18 protein-coding genes are annotated in these 15,714 nt (G+C 41.5%); 9 read left to right on the forward strand and 9 right to left on the reverse strand.

The features are described from left to right. Positions 1–196 precede the first annotated feature (196 nt). Entirely contained in the window at positions 197–1,870 is a 1,674-nt protein-coding gene (locus tag ACMX3D_RS01005) for a purple acid phosphatase family protein (protein WP_482749641.1), read from the forward strand. A gap of 156 nt (positions 1,871–2,026) precedes the next feature. Here ACMX3D_RS01005 and queA read toward each other — a convergent pair whose 3' ends face one another. Next, positions 2,027–3,193 (reverse strand): tRNA preQ1(34) S-adenosylmethionine ribosyltransferase-isomerase QueA, encoded by a 1,167-nt coding sequence (queA, locus tag ACMX3D_RS01010; protein WP_482749642.1) that lies wholly within the window; start codon positions 3,191–3,193, stop codon positions 2,027–2,029. 222 nt (positions 3,194–3,415) lie between these two features. Between queA and ACMX3D_RS01015 the strand changes: the two genes are divergently transcribed. Continuing rightward, positions 3,416–3,805: a hypothetical protein gene (locus tag ACMX3D_RS01015; RefSeq protein WP_482752254.1), complete on the forward strand. Its 390-nt coding sequence runs from the start codon at positions 3,416–3,418 to the stop codon at positions 3,803–3,805. 107 nt (positions 3,806–3,912) lie between these two features. Here the strand turns inward: ACMX3D_RS01015 and ACMX3D_RS01020 are convergent, their stop codons facing one another. Next, the gene (locus ACMX3D_RS01020; RefSeq protein WP_482749643.1) at positions 3,913–4,437 is read right to left on the reverse strand and encodes a YraN family protein; all 525 of its coding nucleotides are present in this window, start codon (positions 4,435–4,437) and stop codon (positions 3,913–3,915) included. A 14-nt stretch (positions 4,438–4,451) separates the two neighbouring features. Here ACMX3D_RS01020 and ACMX3D_RS01025 point away from each other — a divergent pair, with 14 nt between their 5' ends. Both ACMX3D_RS01025 and ACMX3D_RS01030 read left to right on the forward strand, forming a co-directional pair. Then, entirely contained in the window at positions 4,452–4,961 is a 510-nt protein-coding gene (locus tag ACMX3D_RS01025) for a pentapeptide repeat-containing protein (protein ID WP_482749644.1), read from the forward strand. 231 nt (positions 4,962–5,192) lie between these two features. Then, the gene (locus tag ACMX3D_RS01030) at positions 5,193–5,558 is read left to right on the forward strand and encodes a Lin0512 family protein (RefSeq protein WP_482749645.1); all 366 of its coding nucleotides are present in this window, start codon (positions 5,193–5,195) and stop codon (positions 5,556–5,558) included. Here ACMX3D_RS01030 and ACMX3D_RS01035 read toward each other — a convergent pair. Continuing rightward, complete coding sequence (locus tag ACMX3D_RS01035; protein ID WP_482749646.1) at positions 5,555–5,827, reverse strand: hypothetical protein; 273 nt, start codon at positions 5,825–5,827, stop codon at positions 5,555–5,557. The two genes, ACMX3D_RS01030 and ACMX3D_RS01035, sit on opposite strands and share 4 nt — an antisense overlap. Positions 5,828–5,882: 55 nt before the next feature. Beyond that, complete coding sequence (locus tag ACMX3D_RS01040) at positions 5,883–6,023, reverse strand: hypothetical protein (RefSeq protein ID WP_482749647.1); 141 nt, start codon at positions 6,021–6,023, stop codon at positions 5,883–5,885. Positions 6,024–6,156: 133 nt separating this feature from the next. Between ACMX3D_RS01040 and ACMX3D_RS01045 the strand changes: the two genes are divergently transcribed. Next, the gene (locus tag ACMX3D_RS01045) at positions 6,157–6,963 is read left to right on the forward strand and encodes a prohibitin family protein (protein ID WP_482749648.1); all 807 of its coding nucleotides are present in this window, start codon (positions 6,157–6,159) and stop codon (positions 6,961–6,963) included. A 417-nt stretch (positions 6,964–7,380) separates the two neighbouring features. Here ACMX3D_RS01045 and ACMX3D_RS01050 read toward each other — a convergent pair whose 3' ends face one another. Continuing rightward, positions 7,381–7,842, reverse strand: a complete 462-nt coding sequence (locus tag ACMX3D_RS01050; RefSeq protein ID WP_482749649.1) for a DUF7980 family protein — start codon at positions 7,840–7,842, stop codon at positions 7,381–7,383. 310 nt (positions 7,843–8,152) lie between these two features. On the opposite strand from ACMX3D_RS01050, the gene ACMX3D_RS01055 reads away from it, so the two are divergent. Next, positions 8,153–8,422: a hypothetical protein gene (locus tag ACMX3D_RS01055; protein ID WP_482749650.1), complete on the forward strand. Its 270-nt coding sequence runs from the start codon at positions 8,153–8,155 to the stop codon at positions 8,420–8,422. Positions 8,423–8,538: 116 nt separating this feature from the next. On the opposite strand, the gene ACMX3D_RS01060 is transcribed toward ACMX3D_RS01055, so the two are convergent. The 4 genes from ACMX3D_RS01060 to sufB form a co-directional block, all read right to left on the reverse strand. Then, entirely contained in the window at positions 8,539–9,801 is a 1,263-nt protein-coding gene (locus ACMX3D_RS01060; protein ID WP_482749651.1) for a cysteine desulfurase, read from the reverse strand. A 33-nt stretch (positions 9,802–9,834) separates the two neighbouring features. Beyond that, complete coding sequence (gene sufD, locus ACMX3D_RS01065) at positions 9,835–11,187, reverse strand: Fe-S cluster assembly protein SufD (protein WP_482749652.1); 1,353 nt, start codon at positions 11,185–11,187, stop codon at positions 9,835–9,837. Beyond that, complete coding sequence (sufC, locus tag ACMX3D_RS01070; protein WP_482749653.1) at positions 11,187–11,975, reverse strand: Fe-S cluster assembly ATPase SufC; 789 nt, start codon at positions 11,973–11,975, stop codon at positions 11,187–11,189. The genes sufD and sufC overlap by 1 nt, the downstream gene beginning before the upstream one ends. A 76-nt stretch (positions 11,976–12,051) precedes the next feature. Further along, a complete protein-coding gene (gene sufB / locus ACMX3D_RS01075; RefSeq protein ID WP_482749654.1) occupies positions 12,052–13,491 on the reverse strand; it encodes a Fe-S cluster assembly protein SufB in 1,440 nt (479 codons plus the stop codon). 222 nt (positions 13,492–13,713) lie between these two features. On the opposite strand from sufB, the gene sufR reads away from it, so the two are divergent. The 3 genes from sufR to ACMX3D_RS01090 all read left to right on the forward strand — a co-directional run bounded on the left by sufR (position 13,714) and on the right by ACMX3D_RS01090 (position 15,711). Beyond that, positions 13,714–14,430 (forward strand): iron-sulfur cluster biosynthesis transcriptional regulator SufR, encoded by a 717-nt coding sequence (gene sufR / locus ACMX3D_RS01080; RefSeq protein WP_482749655.1) that lies wholly within the window; start codon positions 13,714–13,716, stop codon positions 14,428–14,430. A 167-nt stretch (positions 14,431–14,597) separates the two neighbouring features. Beyond that, positions 14,598–14,858: a hypothetical protein gene (locus ACMX3D_RS01085; protein ID WP_482749656.1), complete on the forward strand. Its 261-nt coding sequence runs from the start codon at positions 14,598–14,600 to the stop codon at positions 14,856–14,858. Positions 14,859–14,985: 127 nt separating this feature from the next. Continuing rightward, positions 14,986–15,711 carry a Uma2 family endonuclease gene (locus ACMX3D_RS01090; protein ID WP_482749657.1) on the forward strand — a complete coding sequence of 242 codons (726 nt, stop codon included), beginning with the start codon at positions 14,986–14,988 and terminating at the stop codon, positions 15,709–15,711. The last annotated feature ends 3 nt before the right edge of the window (positions 15,712–15,714 follow it).

Below are 15,714 nucleotides of genomic sequence, written 5' to 3' on the forward strand. Positions count from 1 at the left end.
TCTGTTATCGCTTGATTTTAACCTGTAAGCTTAACCGCCCTTGCCTCACTACTGCGATCGCTCGGCTCATACGGTAGTAGAACTAAAAATTATACAAGCATCCCAGCCAGGACAAATCATGAAATTCCTAACGTCTGTACTTCTGTTTGTTCTATGCTTTACCTTGGTAAGCGTGCATTCATTTGGGCAAACCACTATGACCGCAGCACCTCAACTGTTGACAGATCCATTTTTGCAACTGCCAACTGCAAACTCAGTCAGAGTAGTGTGGTTTACTGAGTTTGTGGGTACTAAACATACAGTTGCCTACGGTGAAGATTTGCAGCAAACTGTGAAAGCGACTACTACTAAACTCAGCCGCACGCGAGAAGACCAAAAATCCAGAGTTGGTAACCAAACCGAAGACGGACAAGTTTATCAACAACCGACAAAACGTAATATCTGGCGACACGAAGCTGAGGTGACAGGGTTAACCCCAAGAGTGCGGGTGAATTATCGAGTTACGAGTGAAAGAGAAGACGGTGCAACTGTCAGCAGTGATGTTTTTACCCTTGCGGCCAAACCTGAACCAGGTACACCACTAAAAATTTTGTTAACTTCCGACCATCAACTCAAACCAATGACCGCCGCAAATCTGCAAAAGGTAGTGGAGACAGTAGGACGAGTGGATGCGGTGTGGTTTGCTGGTGATTTGATTAATGTGAGCGATCGCGCCTCGGAATGGTTTGATGATAATCGGGGAAATGCTTTATTTCCTGGTTTGCAAGGTCGTGCTAAATACGAAATGCAGCATGATGGCGTTAAAGTCACTTACACTGGCGGGCAAATTATTCAACACGCACCCATGTATAGTTGCATTGGCAATCATGAAGTTATGGGACGCTTTGCCAGAAAGAATAATTTAAACGATGAATTTGATGATACATTTCCCCGTGCTGTCGCTCAAAAACTGTATAGCGGCAAATCTCTAATTGATAATTCTTTTAATACGATTACCTACGAAGAAATTTTAAGTTTACCTCAAAGTAAAGAAGGCGGAAAAAAGTATTATGCAGTTAGTTTTGGTGATGTGCGTTTGGTAGTTTTGTACATTACAAATATGTGGCGTACTCCCAAATTAGATGGAAAATATATAGGTAGATATCGAGAAGCAGAAAAAGATTTAAATAATCCTGAAAATTGGGGCTATGGACAACTTATTTATGAGCCACTTGCCAAAGGTAGTACACAGTACAATTGGTTAGCAGCAGAACTCAACAGTCCCGAATTTCAACAAGCAAAATATAAAGTGGTGATGTTTCATCATCCGCCCCACACTTTGGGTGATAACATTGTTCCCGCCTACACTGACCCAGTGCAAATCATCGAACGCAATCAGCAAGACAAAATTACATCTGTGCGTTACGAATATCCTAAAAATGCCGACTATATTATTCGTGATGTTGTCCCCTTACTAGAAGCAGCTAATGTGCAATTAGTATTTTATGGACACTCTCATTTATGGAATCGCTTTGTTAGTTCCAGTGGAATGCACTTTTTAGAAACATCAAATGTTGGTAATACTTATGGTGCAGCTTGGGGTGAAAGAAAGCGAGAAATCCCCACAGGTTATCAAGAGAAATATGTTGCCCTTGGCGACCCCAATGATTTAGAACCAGTAGTGCCAAGCATTGCGCCTATATTAGGTGAAGATGGTAAACCAATGCCTTATATAGCTAGTAATAAGATTACTGTGTTTAGTATCTTCGATACAGGCACAGGTAAGGTCAGCAGCTACCGTTTTGATACCCGCAAACCTGATGCAGAAGTTTTGAAATTTGATGAATTCCCACTATCCCGCTTCAGAATAAATAGGGTAGGGGAGGGGTGACACAAGAACTTGAATGAGAACTAATTGATATTAAGTCTCCTCTGTTCACGACTACAACAATGCACTCCCCTAATTTTTCAGAATTTCACTAGTTTGAAAACATCCCCTAGACCCTAGAGACAAAACGATGAAATTTCACACTTCATACTTCACACTTCATACTTCATACTTTTCTCTCCCTTCTGGCAAAATTAGCATGGCATCACCAAAAGAGTAAAAACGATACCGAGAGGCGATCGCTTCTTGGTATATTTTCAATAATCTTTGTCTGCCAATTAATGCACTGACTAGCATCAGCAAACTAGAACGCGGCAAGTGAAAATTAGTAATCAACCCATCTACCACCCGCCATTGATAGCCAGGATAAATAAATAAGTTGGTCTTACCACAAAAAGGTTGCAATTCTCCAGATTGTGCTGCACCTTCTAAGGATCGTACTACTGTTGTGCCAACAGCAATAACTCGACCACCAGCGGCTTTAGTAGCGCGGATTTGTTCTACTGTAGCAGCAGGAACTTCAATCCATTCTTCGTGCATTTCGTGGGTGGTGACATCTTCTACTTCTACAGGACGAAATGTGCCGACACCAACATGCAGTGTTACAAATGCTTGATAGATATTGCGATCGCGCAACTTTTCCAGTAACTCTGGAGTAAAGTGTAACCCAGCTGTGGGTGCTGCGATCGCACCTGGTTGCTCGGCATACACTGTCTGATACTGTTCATCAGCCGCTGCTGTTGTGGTGATGTAAGGCGGTAAAGGAATTTCACCAAATTTATCTAACAGTTCTACCAAAGATTTTCCTGGCGGCACATCAAATTGCAACAAACGCCCGCCAGTCGCCGCATCGGTTTCTAAAACTGTAGCTGTGAGTTGGGGCGTGGGGGAATCATTTCCTAATCCTTTACCAGAAAAAATAATCTTGGAGCCTGATTTAAACCGCTTTCCTGGCTTGACTAAAGCTAACCAACAGTTATGTTGCCGTTCTTCTAACAGCAATACCTCAATTTCCGCTCCGGTAGATTTAGAACCGTAAAGTCGTGCGGGGATAACTTTTGTATTATTCATCACCAACAAATCACCAGGGCGCAGGAGTTCGGGTAAATCGCGGAAGATGTGGTGTAGTGGTGCGGAATCGTTACCTGTGCTAGGAGAATTAACGACTAATAAGCGCGAACTATCTCTCGGAACTACCGGATTTTGGGCAATCAGTTCTGGAGGAAGTACGTAATCATACCCAGCTAATGAACCATCTAACTGTGCGTTTTCTACACTTGTAACAGTCACTTTATTAAAATTTCCTTTTGTTCTTGCTGACTCCATTGAAAGTTATGCTAAGTTTTACGCGTTTATTTGATATTTTCTAAAGAAAACCACAATTTCATACATAAAGTTTTCCAATTAGTATCATTAGGTATTACCTAATGATGCCCTATCAATATGGGTAAAACTCCCCATATAAAGACGGGGGCTTCTACCCTACCGGGAAAGTAATAATTTGAGGATTATAGAGATGTAGGATTGGCTTTGATCCCAAGCACCAACATGGAATATTTGTATTACCTGGCAAATGCCAGTCTAACTTTGAGGGTCGTTCAACATCTCCACGCAACACCCCAGATCCCCGTCTCATTCGTTACCGTGATTCATCAAATTGATGGCTGGGTGGTTAGGATCAAACTTAAAGGTCAAGTCTCAGCCCAACAGGATGGAGACTTTCGGGCTTTCCTAAATGAACTAGGAATTTGCTATGAGCCACCTATGCGGGTACAAATGGCACTTTGGAGTTTGGAAGCAGGTCAGTGTCCTGTAGACGTAATGCGCCGCTATCAAGTAGCGATCGTTTCTCATGGTAGCCCAGAGAAAGAAGAAATTGAAGCATTTCGCCAACAGTTTGTTCGGGGATTAGGTTACTGTCCAGAAACTCTAGCGTGAAACTGTTCACTGTGAGGGCGGCTGCAAAGAGCTTGTAATTGGTAATTGCTGACAAAAATATTGGAGTTGTTATCAATTGCTATTCGCCCTCGCTTTAATTAATCAATTTAAGCATCGAAAGCTGCCGGGATATATTCTTGAAGATGAAATTCGTATCCAGCAACTGATGAACTAAATACAGCATCTGGGACTGATGTAAGTTTAGTTTGTAACTTTGAGATTTGCTGACAACAGACAATAGCCACATCAAAGCGACAGGGATAATCAGCTTTTTCGGGATATTGAGCTAAAAACATTTCTGCTGTTCGCCAGAGTTTGGCCTGTTTTTGTGGGGTGATAGCGCTTCTTCCGCCTGCATCCCAATTACCTGGACTACGGGTTTTCACCTCGACAAAAGCTAGTACTGAGTGCTGAGTTTTGGGTAACATATTTTTCCCTTGCACCCCTGCACCCCTGCACCCTTGCACCCCTGTCTCATCTCCTTGATATTCAGCAATAATATCAATCTCTCCCCAACGGCAAGAAAAGCGCCGATGTAGAATCAACCAACCGATGGACTGTAACCATTGGGCAACTAGATCTTCACCTATTTGACCAATATCGGGATAATGAGATGGAGGATGATTCGCCATTGGTTAAAAGTACCATGAATTCTAGGTTAAGCGATCGCATTTGGGCAAGCATACTCAGTTTATTGCTGTGGGCAGTTTTTAGCATCACAGCAACTTTTAGCTATACTCCAACAGCTTTAGCACTCGAATACAACAAAGAAATATTAGTAGAAGCTGATTTTTCAGGACGTGATTTAACAGATTCTAGCTTTACTAAAGCTAATCTTCGTCAAAGTAACTTTAGCAATAGTAACTTGCGTGGTGTCAGCTTCTTTGCTGCTAATTTGGAGTCAGCAAATTTACAGGGATCTGACCTGACAAATGCCACTTTAGACTCAGCGCGTCTGATTAAAGCAGATTTGACTAATGCTGTTTTAGAAGGTGCGTTTGCTGCTAACGCCAAGTTTGATGGCGCAATTATTGACGGCGCAGATTTTACGGATGTACTGCTGCGTCCAGATGAACAAAAAAAGTTGTGCAAGGTGGCTAAAGGTACTAATCCCACTACAGGAAGAGACACCCGTGATACTTTGTTTTGTCCTTAACAAGACTTACACACAAAGGTTTTTGGTTGAGAATGGGTGTAAGGGTGTGGGGGTGTAAGGGTTTTGAACACCTACACCCTTGCAGGGAAGTCAAAATTCAAAAATCAAAATTCAAAAGTAAGATAATTTTTGACTTTTAACTTTTAACTTTTGACTTGATTCTGCCCCTTCACCCTCCCCCAAGCGTAATTCTTGTTCAATTTAGTATTAGTTATTTTCCAGGAGTTGGCTGTGGCGCGTAAACGTTTAGTGATTGAGATGGGGATGGGTGTAGATCAGCATGGACAGGAACCAACTGTAGCAGCTGCAAGAGCAGTACGAAATGCGATCGCTCATAATGCTTTACCAGGAGTCTGGGAAGTTGCTGGTTTAAATGACCCGAATGAGATGATTGTAGAAGTGCAAGTAGCAGTACCCTATCCTGAACAAGTGAGAACCGACGAGGTTCTAGCAGTACTACCTTTTGGACGCAAAAGTATCACTGTCGAGTCTGGGGGAATGGTGGTTCAAGGACGGGCGATTCCCTCTCTCAATGATAAAAACGATGAAATGTTAATTGCGATCGCAGCTGTAACAGTCCTCATCGAAACTGACTAAGCCTGTGTTTCCGATTTCTGCACATCCTCAACAGCATGAGAAATCGAGGCTAGGGGTTGATTTGGCACATCTAGCTGTGGCGTTTCCAGTGATGCAGCGATTGATGTGTCACTGAAGTAAGAACCCACAATCTTGTCATAGTTAGAAGCAACGGCTAAAAACGCCCCACCTAAAATATAAATCGGCAATGGCAGAGAAAATTCTTGTAACCAGTCAAATAGTTCTGCCAAAGCGAACAGTACTACAAAGCAAGCCAGCCAAATTCTCATTTTTCCTTCCCTTGCAATCAAACAACTCTACTAATGTACTAATAGGGTAGACGGATTATATGATAACTGAGGTTGACTGATACACATATTCATGGCTCTTGCTGTTGCGATCGCAGATATCCTCTAAAAAGAAGTCAGATGTACTGGCCTTGGCTTGTTTCGCAGACACGGCTATGGCATACTTTTGTTCAGCCATTATTAATAACTATTCTCCTATCAATTTACCGTATTTATTAATTAGCCACTAGTTGGCAGCACAGAAAACCTGTTTTCATGCAAAAAAAGAGCCTTTTAACTCTAATCCAGATTAGTGGATTTGAAAGAAGACAATGAAAAACAATAAAGCTTTTAATAGTGCTGGTAAATTGACTGCACTTTTATTTTTAATTACTCTCTTTCTCACACCTTGTGTAATAGTGAACGCAGGTGAGCGTGGTGTATTAATGAAGTTTGGCGAGGTGCAAGAGCAAATACTAGGCGAAGGACTTCATTTAATTATCCCGATTGTGAATACAGTTGAAAAGTTAAGTGTTCGTGTGCAGAAACAGGAAATATACACTGAAGCTTCTTCTAAAGATTTACAAGACGTGTTCACTGATCTTGCTCTGAATTGGCATATAATTCCTGAAGAAGTTAACATTCTATTTCAACAAATTGGCAACAAAGAAAATGTAATCTCTCGAATTATTAATCCAGCAGTTGAAGAAGCACTCAAAGCAATTATTGCCCAATATACTGCGGAAGAAATTATTACTAAACGAGGAGCAGTAAAATTAGGCTTGGACGAAGCATTAACGACTCGGTTGCTTAGTTATCACATTGCTGTAGATGATATTTCTTTAGTTCATGTTCATTTTTCTGTGCGTTTTGGTGAGGCGGTAGAAGCCAAGCAAATTGCTGAACAAGAAGCAAAAAAAGCAGAATTTGTAGCTTTAAAAGCTGCGAAAGAAGCCGAGGCTAAAGTGAATTTGGCTAGAGGAGAAGCTGAAACTTATAGATTACTACGCGATGGTTTAACAACTGAATTATTGCAAAAGCAAGCAATTGAAAAGTGGAATGGTAAGCTACCATTAGTTATGGGTAAAGACAATCCTAAATTTTGGGATTTTAGTGAACTTCTTAAAGCTTATAAGTAGAAAGTCAGAAGTTAGAATTCAGAATTTTGAATTTGATTCCTGAGTGTTAAAGTGTAACCAAAAGTGAGTTTGATGAACCTCTCCCCAACCCCTCTCCGAAGCGGAGAGGGGCTTAAATATCGACGAAAATTGAGCTTTTCAAGCCTCCCTCCTTTGAGGGGCTACGGTGTATACACAAATCTTGGTGTAGTGCATCTGTCCCGTCTCGGAATAAATTCCCAGTCTCATAGTGCAAGTCCTCTCAAGAGGACTCAAAGAAAAATTCAGTCCACTTAAGTGGACTTTCGCTATTAGCCTAGAACTAAAGTTCTAGGCGGGATATGGTTTTAACGTGAGAATTCTCGACTTGCTTGTATACGGTAGCCTTTTATGGGAGAGGGGTTTTTTTACATTCATCGAATTTACGTTAACCAACTATTAACTCTTGGCAAATAATACAGGCGCGTCAAGAATTTTCAACTGAATCAATAAAATAATCACTAGAGTATAAATTGTTGAAGAAACTAAACCTGATAAAAGTTCTTTTTTGAGGTTACGTTCTTGGGAATCTTTTTGAAAAATATCTTTAGAACCATATTGCATCAAGAGAATTCCCACAACATTGGAAAGCCAATAACCTACAATGGAACAAGGTATTAGCAATTTTGGCGAAAGTAAACTACATAAGTACCCAAAAAAGTAAGCAATGGGTAGATTGAATAAAAGGTCATTCCACCAACATAACGGGGATAGTAAGTATCCCAGAACTAGCAAGAATCCGCCTCTGAGCTTTTTGAAAATATTTTTTGAGGATTCCTGAGGAACAGTCTGTAGCGATCGCTCTGGGGCTATGTTTACTGCTAAACTCATCTCTTGACTAACTTTTTGGGCGCTTTCCATACAAACACACTATTCCTATCGGCTTGGCGTATTTTAAACTCAAATTGGGCATAAAGTCTAGTAAAATCCTGATATCGTCGAAATATTAATGTGCTAGACGCTTGATAAGCGGTTAATAAATGGTTAGCATACAACTTATTTATGTCCGTAGAAAAATGTTTTAGTGTTGCGATCGCTTCCCAATGGAAATCTTTAGGTGTAAGTATGAAGCAGATTAATTTCTAACTTTTGCAAGTATTCATAACAGCAACTTACATTAATAATTGACTATAATAAAAGTATTTATTAAACAGTAATTAGCCTAATTAAAATGATAAACTTTCCTTTAACAAATATCTTTTTAACTCTAGGTATTGTTTTCCTAGTGATTGCTGTCTTAGGACAATCAAAGTTGGGATTTATTGAAATTAATCCAGGTTGTTTTGGAAGATTATTAGCATTATTTATTGGGGTTGCTAGTTTAGCTTTCGTCTTTTTAGGAGGAAATTTTCCTGTAGAAACTGTTGACTTAATTAGAAACTACTTAGCTAAAGCAATTCAACAAAATCTCCCACCACTTAACGAACTATTCAATTCTTGATGCTAACTAAATTATAAAATTTTCAATAGTAGAGTATATTAAGACAAATTGTGCCAATTATCAGCCATGTATAAGACTGACAGTTGACACAATTATTCTGGAAATATTTACTCAGTTTAACCGAAGATACCAGCAAAGAAATCAAGGGTTTCCTTTAATGCTTTGATGAATACGTCAATTTCTTCACGGGTATTGTAGAAAGATAAACTTACCCGTGCGGTTGCTGGCAAACCTAAATAGCGGTGTAATGGTTGGGTGCAGTGGTGTCCAGAACGGACGGCAACGCCTTCTTGATCTAATAATGTAGATAAGTCGTTAGCGTGAACTTCTGTGGCTGTAAATGCAGCTAACGCGGCTCTCCCTTCTCCATTAGCATCCGGTTTGGGGCCGTAAATCCGAATTTGGGGAATTTTCTCTAATTCGTGGAACAAATAAGCAGTTAACTCGGCTTCGTAGGCATGAATTTTATCCATACCAATACTTGATAGATAGTCTACCGCAGCACCAAGAGCGATCGCTTCCCCAATTGCAGGTGTCCCGGCTTCAAATTTATGGGGTAATTCAGCATAAGTAGAATGATCTAAATACACCTCGGCAATCATCTCGCCACCGCCAAAAAATGGCGGCATGGCTTCTAATAATTCCAGCCTGCCATATAAAAAGCCTATGCCAGTGGGAGCGCACATTTTGTGTCCCGAAGCTACTAACCAATCACAGCCTATTTCTTGCACATCTACAGGCATATGAGGAACGCTTTGGCAAGCATCAACTAAGAATTTCGCACCGTATCTGTGAGCAATATCAGCGATTTCTTTCACTGGGTTAATACAACCCAAAGTGTTAGAAACATGAACAATTGACACCAGTTTTGTTTTCTCAGAAATCAGTTTTTTAAACTGTTCCAAATCAAAAGTTTCTTCTGGTGTGAGTCCAACAAATTTCAAAACAGCACCCGTTTTTTGCGCCACAAATTGCCAAGGCACAATATTACTGTGGTGTTCCATTACCGACAGAATAATTTCATCACCTGGCTGCAAATTGTTCATGCCCCAGCTATAAGCTACTAAGTTAATCGCTTCGCTGGCGTTGCGGGTGTAGACAATTTCCTGACGAGATGCAGCATTAATAAATTTAGCAACTTTATCTCGTGCTGCTTCATAAGCATCAGTAGCTTTTGCACTGAGGGTATGAGCGCCACGATGGACGTTAGAATTGTATTGCTCGTAATAATCCCGCAGGGTGTTTAATACAAGCAAAGGTTTTTGCGATGTCGCCGCATTATCCAGATAAACCAAGGGTTTACCGTTGACTTCTTGATGTAATATCGGGAAGTCAGCACGGACTTTATCGGCAAGAGTTTTGGTAGCTGTAAAAGTCATTGTTATTAGTCAATAGTCATTAGTCAATAGTCATTAGTCAATAGTCAAAGACTTAAAGCTAGTGACTGTGTTTAGCAATATGTCTCTAAGGGAAGCAACTGGAACTTTGTTGATGATTTCGGCGGCGAAGGCGTTAATTAATAAATTCCGCGCAGCGTTTTCATCAATTCCTCGACTTTGTAAATAGAAGATTTCATCATCTTCTAACTGACTCACAGTTGCACCGTGAGCGCATTTGACGTTATCGGCGGTAATTTCTAATTGGGGCTTAGTATCGACTCGTGCCTTTGAAGATAGTAGCAAATTGCGATTTAGCTGGGCGGCATCAGTTAACTGTGCTGGTTTAGGTACAAAAACTTTACCATTGAACACAGCATGAGCGCGATCGCCAACAATACATTTGTGCAATTGCTTACTTGTACCATAAGGATGATTGAGAGCGATCGCACTATGAGTATCCGCCACTTGCTTCCCAGCTATCATCGCCAAACCGTTGAGCGTAGTTTCAGTTTGCTCACCAGTTTGCAAAATCTCTAAATTGTGCCGCGATAACTTTGCGCCTAAAGTAAAAGCATTACAGGTATAACGACTATAACGAGCTTGGTTAACCGCAGTCTTACCAATGTGAAACGCCTCTGCGCCTTCTCGCTCCACCCTAGTATGATTTACCGCTGCATTGTCAGCAATCCAAATTTCTGTTACTGCATTAGTAAAGTAAACCTTGTCTGCTTGTGGATTAGCCACATATTCCTCTACCAAAGTTACCTGCGCACCACTTTCCGCCACCACCAAACAACGTGGTTGGGAAATTGTCGCTGTCTCGCCAGCAACCGAAATAAACAGCAGATGAATAGGTGTATCAACTACGACATTTTTCCCCACCCATACAACTGCTGCATCCGTCAACCCAGCAGTGTTGAGAGCCGTGAATACTTCCAAAGCTCCCTCAGCTTGAGCGAGATGTTTAGTAATCCCCTCACGGTTCGCTACAGGTAAACCAGTTAAATTACCAACTACAATACCATCCGGTAAATTTACAGCAGATAACTCCGGCGCATAAACACCGTTAACAAACACCAGTCGATTATCAGTTAGAGACGTTAAATTTAACACCTCTACATTATTAACTGGCTGCGCCTTGCGGAATTCCACACCCCGCAAATCTGACAAATCAGTAAACCGCCATTCTTCCTCGCGGGCGGTGGGGATAGTTGAGTGACATACCCAATTTGCAGCTTTTTGGCGTAATTCTTCTAACCCATCAGCTTGAGATACAGTTACTTGATTTAACAACTGGCTTAAGTAAGCATCTCTATCCAGCAAAGAAGAAGCCAAATTGACTGCATCCGAGTTAGGAATAGCACTAGGAGAAACTTGAATAGACATTACACACCCACCTCAACAGCAGTTTCCTCCAAAATCCAGTCATAACCGCGAGACTCTAACTCTAGAGCCAGTTCCTTACCACCACTGGTGAGAATTCTGCCTCGTGCCATCACATGGACGAAATCCGGGACAATATAGTCGAGTAACCGTTGATAATGCGTAATCATAATCGTCGCATTGTCTGGGCTAGTCAACTGATTCACCCCATGAGCGACAATCTTTAGCGCGTCAATATCCAAACCAGAGTCTGTCTCATCCAGAATTGCCAACTTTGGCTCTAATAACGCCATTTGCAGAATTTCATTCCGCTTTTTCTCACCACCAGAGAAACCTTCATTTACACTCCGGCTGAGGAAAGCTGCATCCATCTTCACAACTTCCAGCTTTTCCTCAATCAAATCATCAAAATCAAACGCGTCTACCTCTTCCAACCCTTGCGCCTTACGCCGAGAATTGTAAGCTACCCGCAAGAAATCCAAATTGCTTACACCAGGAATCTCTAACGGATACTGAAACGCCAAAAACACCCCAGCCCTAGCGCGTTCCTCAGGCTCCATTTCCAACAAATTTTGCCCTTGGAAAATCACCTCACCGCCAGTCACTGTATACGCCGGATGTCCTGACAACACCTTAGAAAAAGTACTTTTACCAGAACCATTCGGCCCCATAATTGCATGGATTTCACCAGCGCGAACTTCCAAATTCACACCCTTCAGAATCGGTGTACCATCAACCTCAGCAGTCAAATCTCTCACCGACAAAATAACATCACTATTTTCAATAATCATGTTCTCTCTCTTCTCTTTCTTCTTCGCGTGTCTTTCTACTCAGCACTCAGCACTCAGCACTCAGCACTCAGCACTTTTAACCCACACTACCTTCCAACTTCAGACTCAACAACTTATCAGCCTCCACCGCAAACTCCATTGGTAGCTGATTAAACACATCCTTACAGAAGCCGCTAATCATCATTGAAATCGCATCTTCTGAAGAAATGCCACGTTGAGCAAAGAAGAATAGCTGATCTTCCCCAATTTTAGAAGTCGAAGCTTCATGCTCCACTTTCGCCGCTTTATTTTGGACTTGAATATAAGGGAAAGTATTAGCGTGGGCATTATCCCCAATTAACATCGAGTCGCACTGAGAATAATTTCTTGCGCCTTCAGCCTTTGGGCTAATTTTCACCAAACCGCGATAACTATTACTAGAATTACCTGCGGAAATACCCTTAGAAATAATCGTACTGCGAGTATTTTTGCCGATGTGAATCATCTTCGTCCCGGTGTCGGCTTGCTGCATATTGTTGGTTAACGCCACCGAGTAAAATTCACCTACGGAATTATCACCAACCAACACACAGCTAGGATACTTCCAAGTAATAGCTGAACCAGTTTCTACCTGTGTCCAGGAAATTTTGGAATTAACACCTTGACACAAGCCGCGCTTGGTAACGAAGTTGTAAATACCGCCTTTACCGTTAGCATCGCCAGCGTACCAGTTCTGCACGGTAGAGTATTTGATTTCAGCGTTATCCAAAGCCACAAGTTCGACTACTGCGGCGTGGAGTTGGTTGCTGTCATACATCGGCGCAGTGCAACCTTCCAAGTAGGAAACGTAGCTACCTTCTTCAGCGACAATCAAAGTCCGCTCGAATTGTCCCGTATCGCCAGAGTTGATGCGGAAGTAGGTAGACAGTTCCATTGGGCATTTTACGCCTTTGGGAATGTAGACAAAGGAACCATCACTGAAGACAGCAGAGTTTAACGCTGCAAAGTAGTTGTCAGCGATGGGGACAACGCTACCCAGATATTTTTTCACTAATTCTGGATGTTCGCGTAGTGCTTCGGAAATTGAGCAGAAGATAACGCCATCTTTAGCTAGTTTTTCTTTGAAGGTTGTAGCTACAGAAACGCTATCGAAAATTGCATCTACCGCGACGTTAGCCAGCCGCTTTTGTTCTGACAGGGGAATACCCAATTTCTCGAAGGTTTCAAGGAGTGTAGGATCTACTTCTTCTAAGCTGTTGAGTTTTTCTTTCTTTTGCTTCGGCGCAGAGTAGTAAATGATATCCTGATAGTTAATTGGCGGATACTTAACGCTAGGCCAGGTTGGTTCTGTCATTTTTTGCCACTGGCGATAGGCTCTCAGACGAAACTCCAGCATGAATTCCGGCTCGTTCTTCTTCGCAGAAATTAAGCGGACAACGTCTTCACTTAGTCCACGCGGGATTGTATCGGCTTCGATTTCAGTAACGAAGCCGTACTTATATGGTTGGTTGACTAGGGATTTGACAGTGGCACTCATCTGTAATAATCTCTCGTGTTCCGAAATGGTTTCTCTTTAAGGATGGGAGACGGGCTGGGTTAACCAATATCGGTCTTGTTTTACCGAGCGGTTCACACGCCTGTTAGAATAAGGATAGAGATTAAAACAACATCTATGTTGTTTAATGTATCTTCATTTTACGCTAAATTAACAACAACAATGTTGTTAAAGTCAAATTTTCAAAAAAAATTTGGGACGACGATGGCGACTACCCACCAGTCCTCAACGAAGCAAGAGATACTCGAATATCTGCTGAAACACTCTCAAGCAACGGCTTTTGAGCTTTCTGAAGTTTTAAATGTTAGCCCCCAAGCGATTCGTCGTCATCTCAAAGATTTGGAGGCGGAAGAATTGATTATCTATTCCTCCACTGCACAGGCGGGAATGGGACGACCGCAGCATATCTATCAACTTAGTCGTCAAGGACGCGATCGCCTGCATCGAACAGTGAGTGATCGCTTCGGTGATGGTTACGAAGAATTTGCAGTTTCGCTGCTGGATACCTTAGCCGAAACCGTCGGCCACGACAAAGTGAAAACGATTTTACAAAAGCAATGGGAACGCAAAGCCCAAGAGTACCGCGATCGCTTAGGTAACGGTTCCTTAAAAGAACGGGTGGAAACTTTAGTCGAACTGCGAAAAGCCGAAGGTTTTATGGCAGAATATCACTCTGTGGAACCAGATGATTCTTTAAAAAAAGAAAGTTCTGCGGATAAGTTAAGTGATCGCTTTGTTTTAATAGAGCATAATTGTGCTATTTCCAACGTTGCGGAGTCTTTTCCTAGCATCTGCGGCCATGAATTGGAAATGTTTGCGGCTGTCTTGCCAGACTGTACAGTAGAACGTACCCATTGGATTATCAACGGTGAACATCGCTGTGGCTATTTAGTTCAAGCTCGTAAACCAGAGCGAAATTAATTTATAAAGTATGAAGTCTGAAGTCTGAAATATTCAGAAAAATATTTACTTAGCACCAATGACTCAAGAATTCTAAAGGCTAAAAGATAAAAAACAGTACGTAAACTATCTGTTGATGGTTAAATTAAGATAATTCCATACTTCATACTTCACACTTCACACTTTTTATGGATTTACCATCACAGCAACCATCAACACAGTTTTTAACCTTAGAAGAGTCAGCAAAAGTTGACGCTGCTTTGCTATCCTCACCAGAAAAGTTTTTAACAAGATTGACTATTTCATCACATAAACTCTTGAAGCAAATTGCTCAAGATTACAACGTTACTATTGAAGATTTAACAACACAGCAAATAATTAGTTGGTTTGAAAAAGATAGCAAAATTAGACGCGAACAAGGAATAGAAGCTTCATTTTTGAAGTGGTAAATATTTAATGAAAAAGAGACTAGGGACTAGAAGCTAGAAATTAAGATTTTACTTTTGGGAGCGATCGCACCTTCTATCTTTTCACTGCTACACTACAAAACAACCCTCACTCCTGCAAAGGTGTTTTATGACCTCTGCAACCAATCCAACTACTGAAGAACTCACGCCTTTTCCAGACCATACGCAGCTACCTGAGTCTGATGGTACTTTCGTGAAAAACTTCCAGGAACATCCCCAAAGCATTCTACTAACAGACTCAATTAAACCAATATTGCAAAAACGTCATCCTGATGGGCAGTACTGTATTGGTCAAGATAGCGGTATTTACTGGCGGATGACTGAACCACCAGAAAAAGGTGCAGAAGCACCGGATTGGTTTTATGTTCCGAATGTACCGCCCTTGCTGGATGGACAAACGCGACTGTCTTATGTACTGTGGCGAGAGTATATTTCCCCATTAATTGCTTTAGAATTTGTGTCTGGAGATGGTAGTGAGGAGCGCGACAAAACTCCTTTGAAAGGTAAATTTTGGATTTATGAACAAGTAATTCATCCGGCTTTTTATGGCATTTATGAAGTCAATAAAGCTAGTGTGGAAGTGTATGAATTAATTGGTGGACAGTACCAATTATTGCCAGCCAATGAACGAGGACATTATGCAATTACTCCCTTGGCAGTTGAGTTAGGTATCTGGCAGGGAGAATATCAGAATATGGAATTACCCTGGCTACGCTGGTGGGATTCGCAAGGTAATTTGTTGTTGACGGGTGAAGAAAGAGCCGAACAGGAACGCCAAAGAAATGAACGCCTGATTGCCCAATTGCGATCGCTCGGCGTTGAACCAGAAGTTTAGTTC

The organism is Anabaena sp. TISTR 8404, from assembly GCF_056847745.1.

Excerpts from the sequence above, each read along its gene's own strand:
- ACMX3D_RS01005 (WP_482749641.1), top strand. The coding sequence starts at position 197 with ATGACCGCAGCACCTCAACTGTTGACAGATCCATTTTTGCAACTGCCA.
- queA (WP_482749642.1), bottom strand. The coding sequence starts at position 3,193 with ATGGAGTCAGCAAGAACAAAAGGAAATTTTAATAAAGTGACTGTTACA.
- ACMX3D_RS01015 (WP_482752254.1), top strand. The coding sequence starts at position 3,416 with ATGGAATATTTGTATTACCTGGCAAATGCCAGTCTAACTTTGAGGGTC.
- ACMX3D_RS01020 (WP_482749643.1), bottom strand. The coding sequence starts at position 4,437 with ATGGCGAATCATCCTCCATCTCATTATCCCGATATTGGTCAAATAGGT.
- ACMX3D_RS01025 (WP_482749644.1), top strand. The coding sequence starts at position 4,452 with ATGAATTCTAGGTTAAGCGATCGCATTTGGGCAAGCATACTCAGTTTA.
- ACMX3D_RS01035 (WP_482749646.1), bottom strand. The coding sequence starts at position 5,827 with ATGAGAATTTGGCTGGCTTGCTTTGTAGTACTGTTCGCTTTGGCAGAA.
- ACMX3D_RS01040 (WP_482749647.1), bottom strand. The coding sequence starts at position 6,023 with ATGGCTGAACAAAAGTATGCCATAGCCGTGTCTGCGAAACAAGCCAAG.
- ACMX3D_RS01045 (WP_482749648.1), top strand. The coding sequence starts at position 6,157 with ATGAAAAACAATAAAGCTTTTAATAGTGCTGGTAAATTGACTGCACTT.
- ACMX3D_RS01050 (WP_482749649.1), bottom strand. The coding sequence starts at position 7,842 with ATGGAAAGCGCCCAAAAAGTTAGTCAAGAGATGAGTTTAGCAGTAAAC.
- ACMX3D_RS01055 (WP_482749650.1), top strand. The coding sequence starts at position 8,153 with ATGATAAACTTTCCTTTAACAAATATCTTTTTAACTCTAGGTATTGTT.
- ACMX3D_RS01060 (WP_482749651.1), bottom strand. The coding sequence starts at position 9,801 with ATGACTTTTACAGCTACCAAAACTCTTGCCGATAAAGTCCGTGCTGAC.
- sufD (WP_482749652.1), bottom strand. The coding sequence starts at position 11,187 with ATGTCTATTCAAGTTTCTCCTAGTGCTATTCCTAACTCGGATGCAGTC.
- sufC (WP_482749653.1), bottom strand. The coding sequence starts at position 11,975 with ATGATTATTGAAAATAGTGATGTTATTTTGTCGGTGAGAGATTTGACT.
- sufB (WP_482749654.1), bottom strand. The coding sequence starts at position 13,491 with ATGAGTGCCACTGTCAAATCCCTAGTCAACCAACCATATAAGTACGGC.
- sufR (WP_482749655.1), top strand. The coding sequence starts at position 13,714 with ATGGCGACTACCCACCAGTCCTCAACGAAGCAAGAGATACTCGAATAT.
- ACMX3D_RS01085 (WP_482749656.1), top strand. The coding sequence starts at position 14,598 with ATGGATTTACCATCACAGCAACCATCAACACAGTTTTTAACCTTAGAA.
- ACMX3D_RS01090 (WP_482749657.1), top strand. The coding sequence starts at position 14,986 with ATGACCTCTGCAACCAATCCAACTACTGAAGAACTCACGCCTTTTCCA.